This window comes from Comamonas testosteroni (assembly GCF_014076415.1).
GTDB lineage: Bacteria > Pseudomonadota > Gammaproteobacteria > Burkholderiales > Burkholderiaceae_C > Comamonas > Comamonas testosteroni_F.
In genome coordinates, this window is record NZ_CP043568.1 from 4648745 (window position 1) to 4666868 (window position 18124).

Annotated in this window: 13 protein-coding genes; 8 read left to right on the top strand and 5 right to left on the bottom strand. The window is 63.0% G+C overall.

What is annotated here, in order from left to right; all coding sequences use genetic code 11:
* Positions 1–170 precede the first annotated feature (170 nt).
* Positions 171–2000: a gamma-glutamyltransferase gene (gene ggt / locus F0P97_RS21415; RefSeq protein WP_182284055.1), complete on the top strand. Its 1830-nt coding sequence runs from the start codon at positions 171–173 to the stop codon at positions 1998–2000.
* 97 nt (positions 2001–2097) lie between these two features.
* Here ggt and glxR read toward each other — a convergent pair whose 3' ends face one another.
* The 3 genes from glxR to gcl all read right to left on the bottom strand — a co-directional run bounded on the left by glxR (position 2098) and on the right by gcl (position 5938).
* Positions 2098–3009 carry a 2-hydroxy-3-oxopropionate reductase gene (gene glxR, locus F0P97_RS21420; protein WP_182284056.1) on the bottom strand — a complete coding sequence of 304 codons (912 nt, stop codon included), beginning with the start codon at positions 3007–3009 and terminating at the stop codon, positions 2098–2100.
* Positions 3010–3181: 172 nt separating this feature from the next.
* Complete coding sequence (hyi, locus tag F0P97_RS21425; RefSeq protein WP_182284057.1) at positions 3182–3985, bottom strand: hydroxypyruvate isomerase; 804 nt, start codon at positions 3983–3985, stop codon at positions 3182–3184.
* Between the two features lie 162 nt (positions 3986–4147).
* On the bottom strand, positions 4148–5938 hold the full coding sequence (gcl, locus tag F0P97_RS21430) for a glyoxylate carboligase (protein WP_182284059.1): 1791 nt from the start codon (positions 5936–5938) through the stop codon (positions 4148–4150).
* Positions 5939–6046: 108 nt separating this feature from the next.
* On the opposite strand from gcl, the gene F0P97_RS21435 reads away from it, so the two are divergent.
* Positions 6047–6964 (top strand): LysR family transcriptional regulator, encoded by a 918-nt coding sequence (locus tag F0P97_RS21435; RefSeq protein WP_034353716.1) that lies wholly within the window; start codon positions 6047–6049, stop codon positions 6962–6964.
* Positions 6965–7199: 235 nt separating this feature from the next.
* Here the strand turns inward: F0P97_RS21435 and F0P97_RS21440 are convergent, their stop codons facing one another.
* Positions 7200–8552, bottom strand: a complete 1353-nt coding sequence (locus tag F0P97_RS21440; protein ID WP_182284061.1) for a glycerate kinase type-2 family protein — start codon at positions 8550–8552, stop codon at positions 7200–7202.
* Positions 8553–8764: 212 nt separating this feature from the next.
* Between F0P97_RS21440 and F0P97_RS21445 the strand changes: the two genes are divergently transcribed.
* From F0P97_RS21445 to F0P97_RS21460, 4 genes are read left to right on the top strand one after another with little or no spacing between them, the layout of a single operon-like run.
* A complete protein-coding gene (locus tag F0P97_RS21445) occupies positions 8765–9442 on the top strand; it encodes a GntR family transcriptional regulator (RefSeq protein WP_019043607.1) in 678 nt (225 codons plus the stop codon).
* Entirely contained in the window at positions 9439–10395 is a 957-nt protein-coding gene (puuE, locus tag F0P97_RS21450) for an allantoinase PuuE (RefSeq protein ID WP_182284063.1), read from the top strand. Before F0P97_RS21445 ends, puuE begins: the two co-directional genes overlap by 4 nt.
* Before the next feature lie 7 nt (positions 10396–10402).
* Entirely contained in the window at positions 10403–12190 is a 1788-nt protein-coding gene (gene uraD, locus F0P97_RS21455) for a 2-oxo-4-hydroxy-4-carboxy-5-ureidoimidazoline decarboxylase (protein ID WP_182284065.1), read from the top strand.
* A complete protein-coding gene (locus F0P97_RS21460; RefSeq protein WP_182284067.1) occupies positions 12187–13473 on the top strand; it encodes a M20 family metallopeptidase in 1287 nt (428 codons plus the stop codon). The genes uraD and F0P97_RS21460 overlap by 4 nt, the downstream gene beginning before the upstream one ends.
* Before the next feature lie 84 nt (positions 13474–13557).
* Here F0P97_RS21460 and F0P97_RS21465 read toward each other — a convergent pair whose 3' ends face one another.
* Positions 13558–14514, bottom strand: coding sequence for a LysR family transcriptional regulator (locus tag F0P97_RS21465; protein WP_182287278.1), 957 nt, complete (start codon positions 14512–14514; stop codon positions 13558–13560).
* A 145-nt stretch (positions 14515–14659) separates the two neighbouring features.
* Here F0P97_RS21465 and F0P97_RS21470 point away from each other — a divergent pair, with 145 nt between their 5' ends.
* Both F0P97_RS21470 and F0P97_RS21475 read left to right on the top strand, forming a co-directional pair.
* Complete coding sequence (locus tag F0P97_RS21470) at positions 14660–15844, top strand: MFS transporter (RefSeq protein ID WP_182284069.1); 1185 nt, start codon at positions 14660–14662, stop codon at positions 15842–15844.
* Between the two features lie 669 nt (positions 15845–16513).
* Entirely contained in the window at positions 16514–18001 is a 1488-nt protein-coding gene (locus F0P97_RS21475; RefSeq protein WP_003063711.1) for a nucleobase:cation symporter-2 family protein, read from the top strand.
* The last annotated feature ends 123 nt before the right edge of the window (positions 18002–18124 follow it).

Sequence of the window (18124 nt, forward strand, 5' to 3'; positions counted from 1 at the left end):
CTTCCCGCGCGTGAGCGCAGCGCTTTGATCGCTAAAGTGTATACAGTTCTTGTACTCCATCAAAGGCTTTTCTGCCTTGACTTTCAGGCACATAGCCAGCTCTGTCCGGTTGGCTTCTTTATCAGCCTCTATACACTGGCCCGATTCATCAAGCGAACAGGAGACAACGCATGCAATTGCGCAACACCGCCCTGGCAGCCAGCCTGCTCATCGCTCTGGCCGGCCTGAGCGCCTGCAGCAGCACGGCCACGCTAGAGCCCGCCAGCAACGAACGCGCGGCCATCCCTAACGATGCCGCTACCCAGGCTGCAGCACCGGCCGTCACCCAGACCGCCGCCGCCCAGGCAGCCGCTGCCGCATATGACTTCGAGCTGGATGTCTTTCACCCCGTCATCGCCAAGAACGGCATGGTGGCCTCGGAGCAGGAGCTGGCCACACAGATCGGCGTGGACATTCTCAAGGCCGGCGGCAATGCCGTCGATGCCGCCGTGGCCGTAGGCTTTGCGCTGGCCGTGGCCCTGCCCAATGCCGGCAATATCGGCGGCGGCGGCTTCATGATGGTGCACGACGCCAAGAGCGGCAAGGACATTGCACTGGACTTCCGCGAAGTGGCCCCCAGGGGAGCGTCACGCAATATGTATCTGGATGCAGGCGGCAAGGTCATCGACGGCAAATCGCTCTACACCCACTACGCCGTGGGCGTGCCCGGCACCGTGGCAGGCATGACGCACGCGCTATCGCGCTGGGGCAGCATGCCTCTGGCCAGGGTCATGGCTCCGGCGATTGCACTGGCGGACAAGGGCTATCCTGTCAGCGTCACCCTGGCCAAGACTCTGGATCAGGAAAAAAAGAACATGGGCCGCTGGCCGGCCACCCAGGCCGTTTTCTGGAGGAGCGGCGCGCCGCTGCAAACCGGCCAGAGGCTGGTGCAAAAGGATCTGGCGCAATCCCTGCGCCTGATCAGCCAGCAGGGCGCCAGGGCCTTCTATCAGGGCGCGATCGCGCAGAAGATCGCTGCTGAAATGGCTCCGCATGCCAATGCCATCACCCTGCAGGACCTGCGCGACTACAAGGTGGCCGAACGCGAACCCGTTCGCGGCAGCTATCGCGGCTACCAGATCGTGACCATGCCCCCGCCCTCTTCGGGCGGCGCGCACCTGATTCAGATCCTGAACATGATGGAGCGCTGGCCCATGAATCAATGGGGTGCCGACAGTGCGCAAAGCGTGCACTACATGACCGAGGCCATGAAGCTCGCCTATGCCGATCGCTCGGAGTACCTGGGCGACCCGGACTTCGTGAAGATTCCGCTCAAGGGACTGATCTCCAAGAGCTATGCGAGCGAACTGGCTGCAAGCATCAGGCCCCAGCAGGCCAGATCCGGCAAGGACATCCGGCCCGGCAGGCCCCAACCTTATGAAAGCGACCAGACCACCCATTACTCCGTGGTGGACAAAGCCGGCAATGCGGTGGCAGTGACCTACACGCTGAACACCAATTTCGGCAGCGGCATCGTCGCCAAGGGCACGGGGATCTTGCTCAACAACGAGATGGACGATTTCTCGGCCAAGCCCGGTGTGGCCAATGCCTATGGCCTGGTGGGCGGCGATGCGAATGCCGTGCAGGCTGGCAAGCGGCCGCTGTCCTCCATGACGCCAACCCTGGTGCTCAAGGACGGCAAGCCGGTTCTGGTCACCGGCAGCCCGGGCGGAGCGCGCATCATCACCACGGTGCTGCAGCAAGTCGTCAATCACATCGACTTCGGCATGAACCCGGCAGAAGCGGCAGCCACCCCGCGCTTTCACCACCAGTGGACGCCTGACGAGCTGCGCGTCGAAAAAGGCTTCAGCCCCGATACGCTGGCCCTGCTCAGGCAATGGGGCCACAAGGTGGCACTGAAGGCATCCATGGGCCGCACGCAGACCATCGAGATCCGTGACGGCCTGCTGCGCGGTGCCTCGGACCCGCGCAACCCTGACGGAAAGACCATGGGGTACTGACGCTGAACAAAAAAAGCCGCGCTCCCCCGAGCGCGGCTTTCACTTGAGGCGGCTGCTGGCCGTACGCTTGGCCAGTGGCCGCCCTCCCCACCTCTCTTTATTCAGCCTTCTGACCGATTTCGAAGTTGGCCTGGATTTCCAGGGCACGCACCATGCCCGAATGATCCCAGGCTGCGCCTCCGTGGGCCACGCAGCTGTTGAACAGTTCCTGTGCCTGAGCCGTGTTGGGCAGGGACACGCCCAACTGACGTGCGCTGGACAGGGCCAGGTTCAGGTCCTTCTGGTGCAGGGCAATGCGGAAGCCGGGATCGAAGGTACGCTTGATCATGCGTTCGGCATGCACTTCCAGGATCTTGGAAGAGGCAAAGCCGCCCAGCAGGGCTTCACGCACGCGGGCAGGATCTGCACCGGCGCGCGATGCGAACAGCAGGGCTTCGGCCACGGCTTCGATATTCAGTGCCACGATGATCTGGTTGGCCACCTTGGCTGTCTGGCCGTCGCCGTTGCCGCCCACCAGGGTGATGTTCTTGCCCATCTTGTCGAACAGGGGCTTGACGCGCTCGAAAGCGGCATCGGGGCCGCCGACCATGATGGACAGGGTACCGTTCTTGGCACCGACTTCACCGCCGGAGACGGGAGCGTCCAGGTACTGGGCGCCAGCGGCTTCGATGCGCTTGGCAAAGTCCTTGGTGGCCATGGGCGAGATGGAGGACATGTCGACCACGATCTTGCCGGAGCTGCCCTTCAGGCCGGCTGCCACGCCGTCTTCACCGAACAGCACCTTCTCCACGTCGGGAGTATCGGGCACCATGATGAAGATGATGTCGGCGCGCTCGGCCACACCGCGAGCGGTGGTGCACTGGGTGGCGCTGGTTTCGGCGATGTTGGCAGGCACCTTGCCCACGGTGTTGACGAACAGCTGGTGGCCGGCCGCAATCAGGTGGCCGCACATGGGCGCGCCCATGATGCCCAGACCGATAAAGCCCAGCTTGAGAGACGATGCGTTCATGGTTGTACTCCTCAGTTTTCTTGATACTCAACACGACTTACGCAAAGCGGGTTCAGGCAAGACGACTGTCTCAGGAGACAGGCCGTTGTTGCATTCTTGTTTGCGTAAGTCCTACTCAAATTCGATGGCCGATGGCGCTTTGCGAGCGGGCGCCACAGGCCATTTCATCCGTTCAGGCAGCCACGGCGACCTTGCTCCAGCCGCCGATCTTCTGCAGCCAGCCCAGGCCGGACTCGGTGCCGTTGGCGGGCTTGTATTCGCAGCCGATCCAGCCGTCGTAGCCGATGCGATCCAGGTGTGCGAACAGGAAGGGGTAGTTGATCTCGCCGGTGCCGGGTTCGTTGCGACCGGGGTTGTCAGCCAGCTGGATGTGACCGATGCGGCCCAGCTGCTTTTGCATGGTGGCAGCCAGTTCGCCCTCCACGCGCTGGGCGTGGTAGATGTCGTACTGCACAAAGGCGTTGGACGCACCCACTTCGTCCAGGATGGACAGCGCTTCATCCGTGCGGTTCAGGTAGAAGCCGGGGATGTCGAAGGGGTTGATGGGCTCGATGAGCAGGCGGATGTTGGCGGCGCTCAGGGCGGCGGCAGCAAAACGCAGGTTTTCCACGAAGGTGCGGCGCACCACGGCAGCGTCAACACCGGCAGGAACCTTGCCGGCCAGGCAGTTGAGCTGGGGCACACCCAGGGCGTGGGCATAGGTCACGGCCTTGGCCACGCCGGCGCGGAACTCGTCCACGCGCTTGGGGTCGCAGGCAATGCCGCGCTCGCCCGCGTCCCAGTCGCCGGCAGGCAGGTTGTGCAGAACAATCTTCAGGCCGGTGGCGTCCAGGCGCTCCTTGATCTCTTCCACGGTATGAGCGTAGGGGAAGAGAAACTCCACGGCTTCAAAGCCTGCGTTTGCGGCACGCTCAAAACGCTCGAGGAAAGGTACCTCGGTGAACAACATGCTCAGGTTGGCTGCAAAACGGGGCATGATAAAAGTCTCCGGTAATCGTTAATAGTGGGGCTGGCGGACGCCCAGCAAGGGCCTGAGCCGGCCGCGCCGCCCCGCAGCGAAGGCGTCATCCCCCTCCCGCCAAGAGAGGGGGAAGCGGCGGGGCCGCCTAGGCACAGCCGCTCAGGGGGAGTTTTCCTATCAGTCCAGCAGGGCCAGTGCGCTGGGCGCGTCGGCCTTTTCGGTCGCCAGGTCTTCGAACTCGACCACGTTGTCGATTTCGGCGCCCATGGAGATGTTGGTCACACGCTCCAGGATGCACTCGATCACCACAGGGGTCTTGTGCTCGGCCATCCAGGCTTCGGCCTGCTGCATGGCGGGGGCAAAGTCTTCGGCGCGATGAACGCGAATTGCCTTGCAACCCAGACCTTCAACGACCTTAACATGGTCAACGCCGTAGCCGCGGGTCGCATCACCCTCATCCATGTTGATATTGTCGAACGCCAATTGCACGCAATAGTCGATCGAGAAAGCTCGCTGTGCCTGACGGATCAGACCCAGATAGCTGTTGTTCACCAGCACGTGAACATAGGGCAGCTTGAACTGCGCGCCCACGGCCAGCTCTTCGATCATGAACTGGAAGTCGTAGTCGCCGGACAGTGCCACGATCTTGCGCTGGGGATCTGCCACGCGCACGCCCAGGGCGGCGGGAGTGGTCCAGCCCAGAGGACCGGCCTGGCCGCAGTTGATCCAGTTGCGAGGCTTGTACACGTGCAGGAACTGGGCACCGGCGATCTGCGACAGACCGATGGTGGACACATAGGTGGTGTCGCGGTCCAGGGTGCGGTTCATGCACTGGTAGACGCGCTGGGGCTTCATCGGCACGTTGTCGAAGTTCGTCTTGCGCAGGTACTCGACGCTGTTCTTGCGACCCTGGCACTCTGCCACCCAGGACTTGCGGCACTTGAGCTTGCCGGCAGCCTTCCACTCCTTGGCGACGGCAACGAATTGCTCCAGAGCCGCCTTGGCGTCGGAGACGATGCCGTAGTCGGGCGCGAACACGCGGCCGATCTGGGTGGGCTCGATGTCCACGTGGATGAACTTGCGGCCCTTGGTGTAGACCTCGACCGAGCCGGTGTGGCGGTTGGCCCAGCGGTTGCCGATGCCGAACACGAAGTCCGAAGCCAGCATGTTGGCGTTGCCGTAACGGTGGCTGGTCTGCAGACCGCACATGCCGACCATCAGGGGGTGATCGTCGGGGATGGTGCCCCAGCCCATCAGGGTGGGGATCACGGGCACGTTCAGGATCTCGGCCAGCTCGACCATCAGCTCGGAAGCATCGGCGTTGATCACGCCGCCACCGGAGACCAGCAGAGGACGCTCGGATTCGTTGAGCATCTCTATGGCCTTCTCGGCCTGCTTGCGCGAAGCAGCTGGCTTGTAGGCAGGCAGGGGCTCGTAGGTGTCGATGTCGAACTCGATCTCGGCCAGTTGCACGTCGATGGGCAGATCGATCAGCACGGGGCCGGGACGGCCGGAGCGCATCAGGTGGAATGCCTGCTGGAAGGCACGTGGCACCTGGGCTGGTTCCAGAACGGTGGTGGCCCACTTGGTCACGGGCTTGGCGATGGAGGCGATGTCCACGGCCTGGAAGTCTTCCTTGTGCAGACGCGAGCGAGGTGCCTGACCGGTAATGCACAGGATTGGAATGGAGTCGGCGCTGGCCGAGTACAGACCGGTGATCATGTCGGTGCCGGCGGGGCCGCTGGTGCCGATGCACACGCCGATATTGCCGGCCACCGCACGGGTGTAGCCTTCAGCCATGTGGCTGGCGCCTTCAACGTGACGGGCCAGAATGTGGCCGATGCCACCATGGTCCTTCAGCGCTGCGTACAGCGGATTGATGGCAGCACCGGGAACGCCGAATGCAACGCTAACACCTTCTTTTTCGAGCACGCGGACTGCGGCTTCGATTGCTTTCATTTTGGCCATGAGGTCTCCTTCAAACTGAAATGAACTTTAGTCAAGACCCTTGCTTGCCGGAAGCCGCTTGCAGACCATAAAATTTATTCCATCCAAGAATAAATAGGAGATGAGCCCATGGACAGACTCGACGCGATGCACATGTTTGTGCGCGTGGTGGAGACCGGCAGTTTCACCAAGGTCGCACAGGAATTCGCCACCACCCAACCCACCGTCACCAAGCAGGTCGCTGCCATGGAGGCCCGCCTCAAGGTGCGCCTGCTCAACCGCAACACGCGCGGCGTGAGCCTGACCGAAGCCGGCGCGCTGTACTACGAAAAGTGCAAGATCATCGTCAGCGACGTGGCCGAGGCGGAGAACGTGGTCAAGGTGCGCCAGACCCAGGTTCAGGGTCAGCTGCGCATCGGCAGCTCGGTGGCCTTCGGGCGCCGTGTACTCATTCCGCTGGCCATGGACTTCATGAAGCACAACCCGCAGGTGCAGGTCGATCTGAGCTTCGAGGACCGCTACACCGATCTGGTGGCCAACGGCATCGACGTGGCGCTGCGCCTGGGCAAGCTGGCCGACTCCTCGCTGGGCGCGCGCATGCTGGGCGTCAATCCGTGGGTGCTGGTGGCGTCCAACACCTATCTGCGCAAGCACGGCACGCCGCGCCGCCCCTCGGACCTCAAGGAGCATTCCACGCTGATCTACAGCAGCGTGCAGGGCAACGACATCTGGCGCCTGCGCAATGCCAGCGGCGAGCCGGTGTCGATTCCCGTCACCGGGCGACTGCGCTCCAACAACCTCTCCGCCCTGCTGGCCGCGGCCCGCTCGCACATGGGCATTGCGGCCCTGCCGCGCTACGTGGCCCAGGACTCGCTCAAGGACGGACGTGTGGTGGAAGTGCTCAAGACCTGCCGCCTGCCCGAGCAGGAAATCCACGCCGTCTACCCCTCGCCGCGCCTGGTGCCGCAGAAGGTGCAGTCCTTCATCGCCTTCCTTCAGGGTAAATTCGACGATACCTGGTGGGAAGATCTGCCACGAGGGGGCTAGCCCCCCTGAGGCGCTTCGCGCCTTCCCCCTCTCTGTACGCGCTGTGCGCTAACGGAGGGGGACTGCTCCTTCGCCCGAGGCGGCTCTTGCTCGGAGCACTGGGATAGGTAGCGCCAGTTCTACACTGCAGCTATATAAAAAATAGCAGCTACCGCTTGATGAGCAGCAGCTACAGATATTTTTCTATTTGAAACCGTTGAATAGCCTGCGCAAGCAGCTATTCAATTTGATGGTTTCAAAGAATCAGAATTGCGCGGAAGTCGTTGACATTGGTGTGGGTGGGGCCGGTGATCACCAGATCGCCCAGGGCCGAGAAATAGCCATAGGCATCGTTGCGATCCAGGTGATCGCTGATGCGCAGATTCAGCTCTGCCGCGCGCCTGAGCGTGCAGGGCGAGACACGGGCTCCCGCGTTGTCCTCGACACCGTCGATGCCGTCGGTGTCCGCGGCCAGCGCCCAGACCTTTTCCTGACCCTGCAGGGCCTGGGCCAGACCCAGGCAGAACTCGCCGGCACGCCCGCCGCGCCCCTTGGCGGCACCGGGTTGACGCGGACGAATAGTCACCGTGGTTTCGCCACCCGAGAGAATCAAGCAGGGTTTGGCAAAAGGCTGGTCATGCCTGGCCACGGCACGCGCCAGCGCTGCATGGACCTTGCCCACCTCGCGCGATTCGCCCTCCATCTCGTCGGACAGCACGTGCACGGCAATGCCGGCCGCGCGGGCGGCGGCGGCCGCCGCTTCCAGCGACTGCTGAGGCGTGGCGATCAGATGTACCTCATGGCCTTCAAAGCGGGCATCGCCGGGCTTGGGCGTCTCCAGCTCGCCGGCTTGCAGCGCAGCACGCACGGAATCGGGAATGCCGATCTGGTAGCGGTCCAGGATGGCCAGTGCGTCGGCACAGGTCGAAGCATCCGGCACCGTGGGTCCGCTGGCGATCACCGAAGGATCGTCGCCGGGCACATCGCTGATAGTCAGCGTCACCACCTTGGCGGGATGGCAGGCGGCAGCCAGACGACCGCCCTTGATGCGCGAGAGATGCTTGCGCACGCAGTTCATCTCGCCAATCGCCGCGCCGCTCTCCAGCAGCGCCTTGTTGATGCGCTGCTTCTCGGCCAGGTCAATGCCTTCGGCGGGCAGCGTCAGCAGGGAGGAGCCGCCGCCGGAGATCAGGCAGATCACCAGATCGTCGGCCGTCAGCCCCTCGGTCAGCGCCAGGATGCGCTCGGCTGCAGCCAGACCGGCCGCGTCCGGCACGGGGTGGGCGGCTTCCACCACCTCCAGGCGCTGGGCCAGCCCTTCGGGGCGTGGGGGAATATGCGCATAGCGGGTCACGACCAGGCCCGACAGCGGGGCATCCTGGGGCCACAGAGCCTCCAGCGCCTGCGCCATGGAGCCGCCGGCCTTGCCGGCGCCCAGCACCAGCGTGCGGCCCTTGGGCGGCTTGGGCAGATGACGCGCCAGACCCTCGATGGGCAGGGCATTGCGCACCGCCACGTCATACAGATGACGCAGAAAGCCAGCCGGGTCTTGCTGGGGAACAGGCGTTGCCGCGGCCTGCGCGCGCGAGGATGTATTCTGTGCTTGCATAGCTGCGCATTGTGCATTCGGGCTTTTTTGCCTTACAGAGGGCCCCAAGTCACAACACTGCTGATCTTTGCAGCACCAATGATGCAAGCCCTTGCGCCCATTGGGTTTGCGCGCTTGCGCACAGCTTTCTGCGCCTGAACATCGATACAAACACCATGTTTGGTGAACAGAAACTGTATACAAAACTTGTCTTCAACCGCTATGATGGATTTATGGAAACTTCCACCACCAGTTTCATTGTCGAAAGCCTGACCAAGGCCATCGTCGAGCATCGCCTGATGCCCGGCACCAAGCTGGCCGAGCAAAAGCTGGCCGACCACTTTGGAGTTTCCCGCACCCTGGTGCGCCAGGCCCTGTTCCAGCTTTCGCAAAACCGTCTCATCCGGCTCGAGCCCGCCCGCGGCGCCTTTGTGGCAACGCCTTCGGTGGACGAGGCACGCCAGGTGTTTGCCGTGCGCCGCATGCTTGAGGCCGAAATGGTGCGCAGCTTTGTCAAGCAAAGCAGCGCCGCCAAGATTCGCGCCCTCAAGCAGCATGTGGCTGCCGAGAAAAAGGCCATGGAAGCCAATGACGTGGGCCAGCGCACCGAGCTGCTGGGCGACTTCCACGTGCGCATGGCCGAACTCATGGGCAACGAAGTGCTGGCACAGCTGCTGGGCGAGCTGATTTCCCGCTGCGCATTGATCACCCTGATGTACCAGTCTGCATCGGCGGCCGAGCATTCGCACGAAGAACATGCCGACATCGTGACCGCCCTGGCTGCGGGCGATGCCGAACATGCGGTGCAGCTGATGCAGCTGCACCTGGACCACGTGGAAGCAGGCCTGACCTTCGACCGCGATTTGCCAACGAACGATTTGTCGATGGCACTTTCATCCGTATCCCTATGACTTACGATTCCACCGCCTCCTATCCACGCGACCTGATTGGCTACGGCCGCAACACGCCCCATCCCGAATGGCCCGGCAAAGCCCGCGTGGCCGTTCAGTTTGTGCTGAACTACGAAGAAGGCGGTGAGAACCATATCCTGCATGGCGACCCGGGCAGCGAGCAGTTTCTGTCGGAGATGTTCAATCCCGCCAGCTACCCGGCCCGTCACATGAGCATGGACGGCATCTATGAATACGGCTCGCGCGCCGGCGTCTGGCGCATTCTCAAGGAGTTCGAGAAGCGCGGTCTGCCGCTAACCGTGTTCGGCGTGGCCACGGCGCTGCAAAAGCATCGCGAGCTGGCCCAGGCCTTTGACGAACTCGGTCACGAAGTGGCCTGCCACGGCCTGAAGTGGATTCACTACCAGAACGTGCCCGAGGAGATCGAGCGCGCCCACATGCAGCAATGCGTGGACATCTTTGAAGAGCTGTACGGCACGGGCGGCGACCACGGCCTGGGCTGGTACACCGGCCGCGACAGCCCCAACAGCCACCGCCTGGTGGCCGATGCCGGCCGCTTCAGCTACGACAGCGATTACTACGGCGACGACCTGCCCTTCTGGATGAAGGTCGCCAAGAGCGACGGCACGACGCACAAGCAGCTCATCGTGCCCTACACGCTGGACGTCAACGATATGCGCTTTGCCCTGCCCCAGGGCTACTCGCATGCCGATCCGTTCTTCCAGTACATGAAGGACACATTCGATGTCCTGTACGCCGAGGGCAATGCCAGCGGCGACAACGCCCCCAAGATGATGAGCATCGGCATGCACTGCCGACTGCTGGGCCGTCCCGGCCGAATTACAGCGCTGCAGCGCTTCCTCGACCACATCCAGAAGCACGACAACGTGTGGGTGTGCCGCCGTATTGATTTGGCTCGTCACTGGGCCGAGCGTTTCCCTTGCAAGGATTGATTGCGACATGGCTTTGACCCTGGAACAACTGAATGCCGCCGATGCGGCAACCGCCACCGACCTGCTCGATGGCCTGTACGAGCACTCGCCCTGGATTGCCGCCAAGGCACTGGAGCAGCGTCCCTTCAAGTCCATGGCGCATATCAAGCACGCCATGGCCAAGGTGCTGGCCGAGTCCAGCGAGCAGGCCCAGCTCGATCTGATCCGCGCTCACCCGGAGCTGGCCGGCAAGCAGATGGAGACCAACACGCTCACCGCCGAATCGACGAATGAGCAGAAGAAGGCTGGCCTGACCAACTGCACGCCCGAAGAGCTGGAGCACATCCGCAAGCTCAACGCCGAATACGGCAAGCGCTTCGGCTTCCCCTTCATCCTGGCCGTACGCGGCGCGCGCGGTCTGGGTCTGAGCAAGGCCGAGATCATTGCGACCTTCGAGCGTCGCATGTTCAACCATCCGGCATACGAACAGGCCGAGGCACTGCGCAACATCCACCGCATCGCCGAGATCCGCCTGAACGACAAGTTCGGCTACGAACCCGTCGAAGGCAACGAAGTCTGGGACTGGCAGGAACGCCTGTCCACCAACAGCGACCCCGGCTACGCCGAAAAAGGCCAGCTGACGGTGACTTACCTGACCGACGCCCACCGCGCCTGCGCCCAGCGCATCAGCCACTGGATGCGTGAAATCGGCTTCGACGAAGTCGAGATCGACGCCGTGGGCAATGTGGTGGGTCGCTACAAGGCCGCCCCAGAATTTGCGGACAAGGGCGCCAAGACCCTGCTGACCGGCAGCCACTACGACACCGTGCGCAACGGCGGCAAGTACGACGGCCGCCTGGGCATCTTCGTGCCCATGGCCTGCGTCAAGCAACTGGCCCAGCAAGGCAAGCGTCTGCCCTTCAACATCGAAGTGGTGGGTTTCTCGGAAGAGGAAGGCCAGCGCTACAAGGCCACCTTCCTGGGTTCGGGCGCCCTGGTGGGCGACTTCAAGCAGGAATGGCTGGAGCAAAAGGACGCCGACGGCATCACGCTGCGCGAAGCCATGCTGCATGCCGGCCTGTGCATCGACGACATCCCCAAGCTGGAGCGTGATCCCGCCAAGTATCTGGGCTTTGTGGAAGTGCACATCGAGCAGGGCCCCGTGCTCAACGAGCTGGACATTCCCCTGGGCATCGTCACCTCCATCAACGGCAGTGCCCGTTACACGTGCGAATTCATCGGCATGGCCAGCCACGCCGGCACCACGCCCATGAACCGCCGCCGCGATGCCGCAGCCGGCGTGGCCGAGCTGTCGCTGTACATCGAAAAGCGCGCCGGCCAGGACGGCGACAGCGTGGCCACCATCGGCCAGCTGAACGTGCCCTCGGGCTCGGTCAACGTGGTGCCCGGCCGCTGCCAGTTCTCGCTGGACCTGCGCGCCCCCACCAACGAGCAGCGCGACGCCATGATCAACGACATCATGGCCGAGATGGCTACGATCGCCGAACGCCGCGGCCTGCGCTACACCACCGATCTGTCCATGAAGGCAGCGGCTGCACCCAGCGCTCCCGAATGGCAGAAACGCTGGGAAAACGCTGTCGACGCACTGGGCGTGCCCCTGTTCCGCATGCCCAGCGGTGCCGGTCACGACGCCATGAAGCTGCACGAAATCATGCCCCAGGCCATGTTGTTCGTGCGCGGCATGAACGCCGGCATCAGCCACAACCCGCTGGAAGCCTCCACCTCCGACGACATGCAACTGTCCGTGGATGCCTTCACCCACCTCCTCCACCAACTGGCTCAAGAACAGCAATGACCAATATGAATCAAGACAAGCAAGCCACCTACGCCGCCATCGATGCATGGATTGACGAGCACTTCGACGAAGAAGTGAAGTTTCTGCAGGCCATGGTGCAAGTGCCCACGGACACGCCTCCCGGCAACAATGCCCCCCACGCCGAACGCACTGCCGAGCTGATCAAGGGCTTTGGCTTCGACGCCGAAAAGCACGTCGTGCCCGAAGCCGACGTCAAGGCCTACGGCATGGAATCCATCACCAACCTGATCGTGCGCCGCCAGTACGGTGCGCAGGGTGACGGTGGCCGCACCATCGCCCTGAACGCCCACGGCGACGTGGTGCCTCCGGGCGAAGGCTGGACCAAGGACCCCTACGGCGCCGAGATCGAAGACGGCAAGCTCTATGGCCGCGCCGCTGCCGTGAGCAAGAGCGACTTCGCCTCCTTCACCTTTGCCGTGCGTGCCCTGGAAGCCGTGGCCAAGCCCAGCAAGGGCGCCGTGGAACTGCACTACACCTACGACGAAGAGTTCGGCGGCATCATGGGCCCCGGCTGGCTGCTGGAAAAGGGCCTGACCAAGCCCGACCTGATGATCGCAGCGGGCTTCAGCTACGAAGTAGTTACCGCTCACAACGGCTGCCTGCAGATGGAAATCACCGTGCAGGGCAAGATGGCTCACGCCGCCGTGCCCCACACCGGCGTGGACGCGCTGCAAGCCACTGCGGTGCTGCTCACGGCGCTGTACGCCGAGAACGTGAAATACAAGCAAGTCACGTCCAAGGTGCCCGGCATCAAGCACCCCTACCTGAACATCGGCCGCATCGATGGCGGCACCAACACCAATGTGGTGCCCGGCAAGGTCATGCTCAAGATCGACCGCCGCATGATTCCTGAAGAGAATCCCGTGGAAGTCGAAGCCAGCATCCGTGCCGTGATCGCCAAGGCCATCGCCGACTTCAACACCCAGGGCGGCTACACCGGTGAAGATGCCGTGCGCGTGGACATCAAGCGCCTGCTGCTGGCCAACGCCATGACTCCCCTGGACGGCAACAAGCCCCTGGTGGACGCCATCCAGAAGCACGGCGAAGCCATCTTTGGCGAAGTACCTCCTGCAGTGGGAACGCCTCTGTACACCGACGTGCGCCTGTACGTCGAGCGCGGCATCCCCGGCGTGATCTACGGCGCAGGCCCCCGCACCGTGCTGGAATCGCACGCCAAGCGCTCCGACGAGCGCCTGGTGCTGGAAGATCTGCGCCGCGCCACCAAGGTGGTGGCCCGCTCGCTGGTGGACCTGACTGCATAAGCGCTGCCCGCCTTTTGAACGCCTAGCCTTCTCCAGCCTGGATGGAGGTTTTTCAAGGAGCCTGGATTCGTCCAGGCTCTTTTTTTATGCGCGCCCAGGCAGCAGGCCGGCGGGCATTTGCTCGGCATGGCTCAGGTCCACATGGCTGGCCAGAAAATCCAGCACTGCCCGCGTCCTCACCGGCAGCTGGCCGGGCTTGCCCACATACACGGCATGGATGGGCTGCAGATCTCCGGGATTGAAGTCTTCGAGCAGCGCCTGCAACCTGCCCGCGTGCAGATCCTCCCAGGCGTGATAGAGCGACAGCCGCGCCAGGCCCGCCCCGGCCTTGGCCAGATTGGCCATGGCTTCGCCATCGTTGACGCGCAGCACCTCGCCCATGCTCACCGTCACCGCCTTGCCCGCCACCACAAACGGCCAGTGCGGTATGGCCCGCGGATAGTTCCAGCCGATGCGCACATGGCCTGCCAGCTCGTCGGGATGCTGCGGCCTGCCAAAGCGCTGCAGATAGTCGGGCGAGGCCACGATCACCTGGCGCGTGTGACCCAGCTTGCGCGCCACCATGTCCGAAGACGGCAGCTCTCCCCAGCGCAAGGCGATATCGGCACGGGCCGCTATCAGGTCCACGACATGATCGGTAAAGCTGAGGTCCAGCTGCAGTCCCGGCCAGGTACGCATCAGCGGGCCGATCAGTGGCACCAGCAGGCGATTGCCCGTGGACGAGCTGGCATTGATGCGCACCACACCGGTGGGCTGGCCCTGCCGGGTGACCGAGGACTCCAGCGCCAGCCAGTCCGCCAGCAGCTGCCGCCCCTGCTCCAGCAACTGCTCTCCCTCGGCCGTCAGCTCCAGCCGCCGGGTGCTGCGGCGCAGCAGCTGCACGCCCAGCCGGGTCTCGAGCCGGGCCACGATCTTGCTGACGGCCGAGGGCGAGACCTCGCGCAGGCGCGCCGCTGCCGAGAAGCTGCCCTGCTGGGCCACCTGTACAAAGGTCTGCAGCTCCACAAAGCGGTCCGCGCTGTGCTCCTGCAGCAAAGGCATAGCCATGGATTTCTTCATGAATCACATCATAAAGATGCGATTTATTCCCCACAGGAACAAATGCATGTCCGCATCAAGGGCTAGCGCGCCTTCTGCCGCAGGTTCACAGTTCAGCCCTTCGCGGAATTTTCACAAGGACGTTTTCATGCCTGCAGCATTGCTTGCGCTGGCCGCCGGTGCCTTCGGCATCGGCACCACGGAATTCATCATCATGGGCCTGCTGACCCAGGTCAGCCAGGATCTTCATATCTCCATCCCCACGGCGGGCACGCTGATCTCGGGCTATGCCGTAGGCGTCGCCGTGGGCGCTCCCGTTCTCACGCTGGCCTCGCGCCGCTGGCCGCGCAAGCTGCTGCTGCTGAGCCTGATGCTGCTGTTCATCGCCGGCAATGCCGCCGCCGCTCTGGCACCCAGCTATGGCTGGCTGATGGCGGCACGCGTGCTGACCTCGCTGACCCACGGCACCTTCTTCGGCGTCGGTGCGGTCGTCGCCACGCAACTGGTGGCCCCCGAGAAGAAGGCCTCGGCCATTGCGCTGATGTTTTCCGGCCTGACCCTGGCCACGCTGCTGGGCGTTCCCTTCGGCACCTGGATCGGCCAGCACTGGGGCTGGCGCATGGCATTTGCCAGCGTCAGCGGCATCGGCGTGATCGCACTGCTGATCCTGCTGCGCCATGTGCCACGCGCACTCAGCATGCCCAGCCCTCAGGGTCTGACGCAGGAGCTGGCCGTGCTGCGCAATGGCGCCATGTGGCGCGGCCTGCTGTTGACCGTGATCGGCTTTGCCGGCGTCTTCACCCTCTATACCTATATAGAGCCTCTGCTGACCCAGATCACGGGAATGGACAACCGCATGATCGCCTTCACCCTGCTGCTGTTCGGGGCGGGGCTGGCCTTGGGCAACCATGCGGGCGGCAAGCTGGCCGACCGCTTTGGCGTGCAGCGCGCACTGTGGGTGTCGCTGGCCGCCTTGATGCTGGTGCTGCTCGCGGGCCGCTGGATGTTTGCAAGCACGCCCCTGGCGATTGCCTTTGTGCTGCTGCTGGGCATTGCCGCCTTTGCCACTGTCGCGCCGCTGCAGATGGGTGTGCTGCAATCGGCTGGCGAAGCGGGCATGAATCTGGCGTCCAGCCTCAATATCGCGGCCTTCAATCTGGGCAATGCCCTGGGCGCCTGGCTGGGCGGAGCGGTGATTGCACAGGGCCTGGGCCTGACTTGGCTGGCCTGGGCTGCCGCCATGCCTGCTGCAGCGGCGCTGCTCATGGCCAGCCTGGCACCACACCGGGCCAGCTCCGGCCAGTCACCTGCCATGGCGGCAGGCATGCATTAATGGAAGCGCGGCAAGACTGAAGCAAGCGGTGGCTGCCCCGGCGGCCGCTACAACGCATTCCCGCAGCGCATTCCACACCCAAGGCGACCTCGAGGTCGCCTTTTTTGCGTGCGCACCACTTCGGCATGGTTCTTGCACCGCTTTGGCTCCTGTTGCAGCGCAACGCCTCTTGTCGGGTCTCCATGGACGCTTTTGCACGAAGGTGCACCAATTCCGGGCTTGATGCCTTTTTTTGCACCTTCCTCAACGCTAATGCATGCGAGTGATCGTCGCCTGGCAGCCCGCTTTCTTTCACTAGATGTTTCAAGACCCGAAACCTGCGCGCGCATAACCGCAGTCAGATCCCTTGCGATTGCATATCGCGCAAGATTTGCTATGAAAAACAAAGCATCTAGCGCTTGATATCAAAAGGTTTCAATATGTTTTATTCTGAAAATCTGAAAAACAAAGCGCCATAAGCTACATATTTGATAGCAATCGGTAATTACCTTAGATGGTTATGCGTGAAAAACATAACTATTAACTTCCTATCCAGAAACTGAATTTTGAGCAGGGTTTACCGCTAGATGCTGCGCGTTATGAGCTGTATACACTTTTTGTATGGATTGCATGCCATTCGCAAATCGCATGCCAACCTGAAGCCAATATAGAGTGAGGAGACATGTTTTTATGACATCCCAAGTGCATCCCGTGGATGAGGTTCTGCCATTTGGCAAACTCACCGCCTTAGGTCTGCAGCACGTTCTGGTCATGTATGCCGGCGCCGTCGCCGTGCCACTGATCGTGGGCCGTGCCCTGAACCTCCCCCCTGAGCAGGTCGCGCACCTGATCTCCGCCGACCTGTTCGTCTGCGGCCTGGTCACCCTGATCCAGGCCATGGGCGCGACCCAGTGGTTCGGCATCAAGCTGCCCGTGATGATGGGTGTGACCTTTGCCAGCGTGGCCCCCATGGTGTCCATGGCACAGAGTACCGGCGGCAATGCCGGCGCAGGCCTGATCTTTGGCTCGGTGATCGGCGCGGGGGTGATCTCCATCCTCATTGCGCCGCTCATCAGCCGCATGCTGCGCTTCTTCCCCCCGGTCGTGACCGGCACCATCATCGCCGTCATCGGCATCAGCCTGATGCGTGTGGGCATCAACTGGATCTTCGGCAACCCCGTGGGCCCCACTGCCCCTTCCGTGCCCAACCCCGAGCACCTGAAGTGGCTGGCCGAGGCCCAGGCCATGGCCGGCGCTCCCGGCTCCTCGCTGCCCGCCATCCCCAAGGGCTTCTCGGTGCTGCCCACCATGCCCAACCCCAAGTACGCCGATCTGCAAGGCGCTGCGGTCTCGGGCATCGTGCTGCTGTCCATCTTGCTGATCGCTCGCTTTGCCAAGGGCTTCCTGGCCAATATCTCGGTGCTGATGGGCATCTTGATCGGCGGCGTGATCTCCGTGGCCATGGGTCTGATGAACTTCGAGAAGGTCGCCAAGGCCGAGTGGTTCACCCTGGTACTGCCCTTCCAGATCGCCATGCCCGTGTTCGACCCCATCCTGATCCTGACCATGAGCCTGGTGATGGTGGTGGTGATGATCGAGTCCACCGGCATGTTCCTGGCCCTGGGCGACATGGCCAAGCGCGACATCACGCAGGACGAGCTGACCCGCGGTCTGCGCACCGACGGTCTGGGTACCCTGATCGGCGGCATCTTCAACACCTTCCCCTACACCAGCTTCTCCCAGAACGTGGGTCTGGTGGCCGTGACCGGCGTGCTCAGCCGCTGGGTCTGCGTGGCCGGTGGCGTGATCCTCATCGTTCTGGGCGTGCTGCCCAAGATGGGGGCTCTGATCGAATCCCTGCCCACCGTGGTGCTGGGCGGCGCCGGCCTGGTGATGTTCGGCATGGTGGCTTCCACCGGCATCCGCATCCTGGCCAACGTGGATTTCCGCAACAACAAGAACAACGCCATGATCGTGGCAGTGTCCATCGGCGTGGGAATGATTCCTCTGGTTGCCCCTAATTTCCGTCAGTGGATGCCCCATTCCATCCATCCACTGATTGAATCCGGTATCCTGCTGTCCTCGATTACCGCCGTGGCATTGAATCTTTTCTTTAACGGAGCCGCCAAAGACAACAGCGCTGCCATCAACGCAGCACGTGAGGCTGACGCTCACTAAACGCCAGCCCAAAGCGAACGCTGACTTACCCGCCAGCCCAAGCCCCCTGCCGCCCCACAGTGCGCCAGGGGGTTTGTTGTCGATACAGTTGAAGCAAAACAGACCTGACTCAAAATGCTTCTT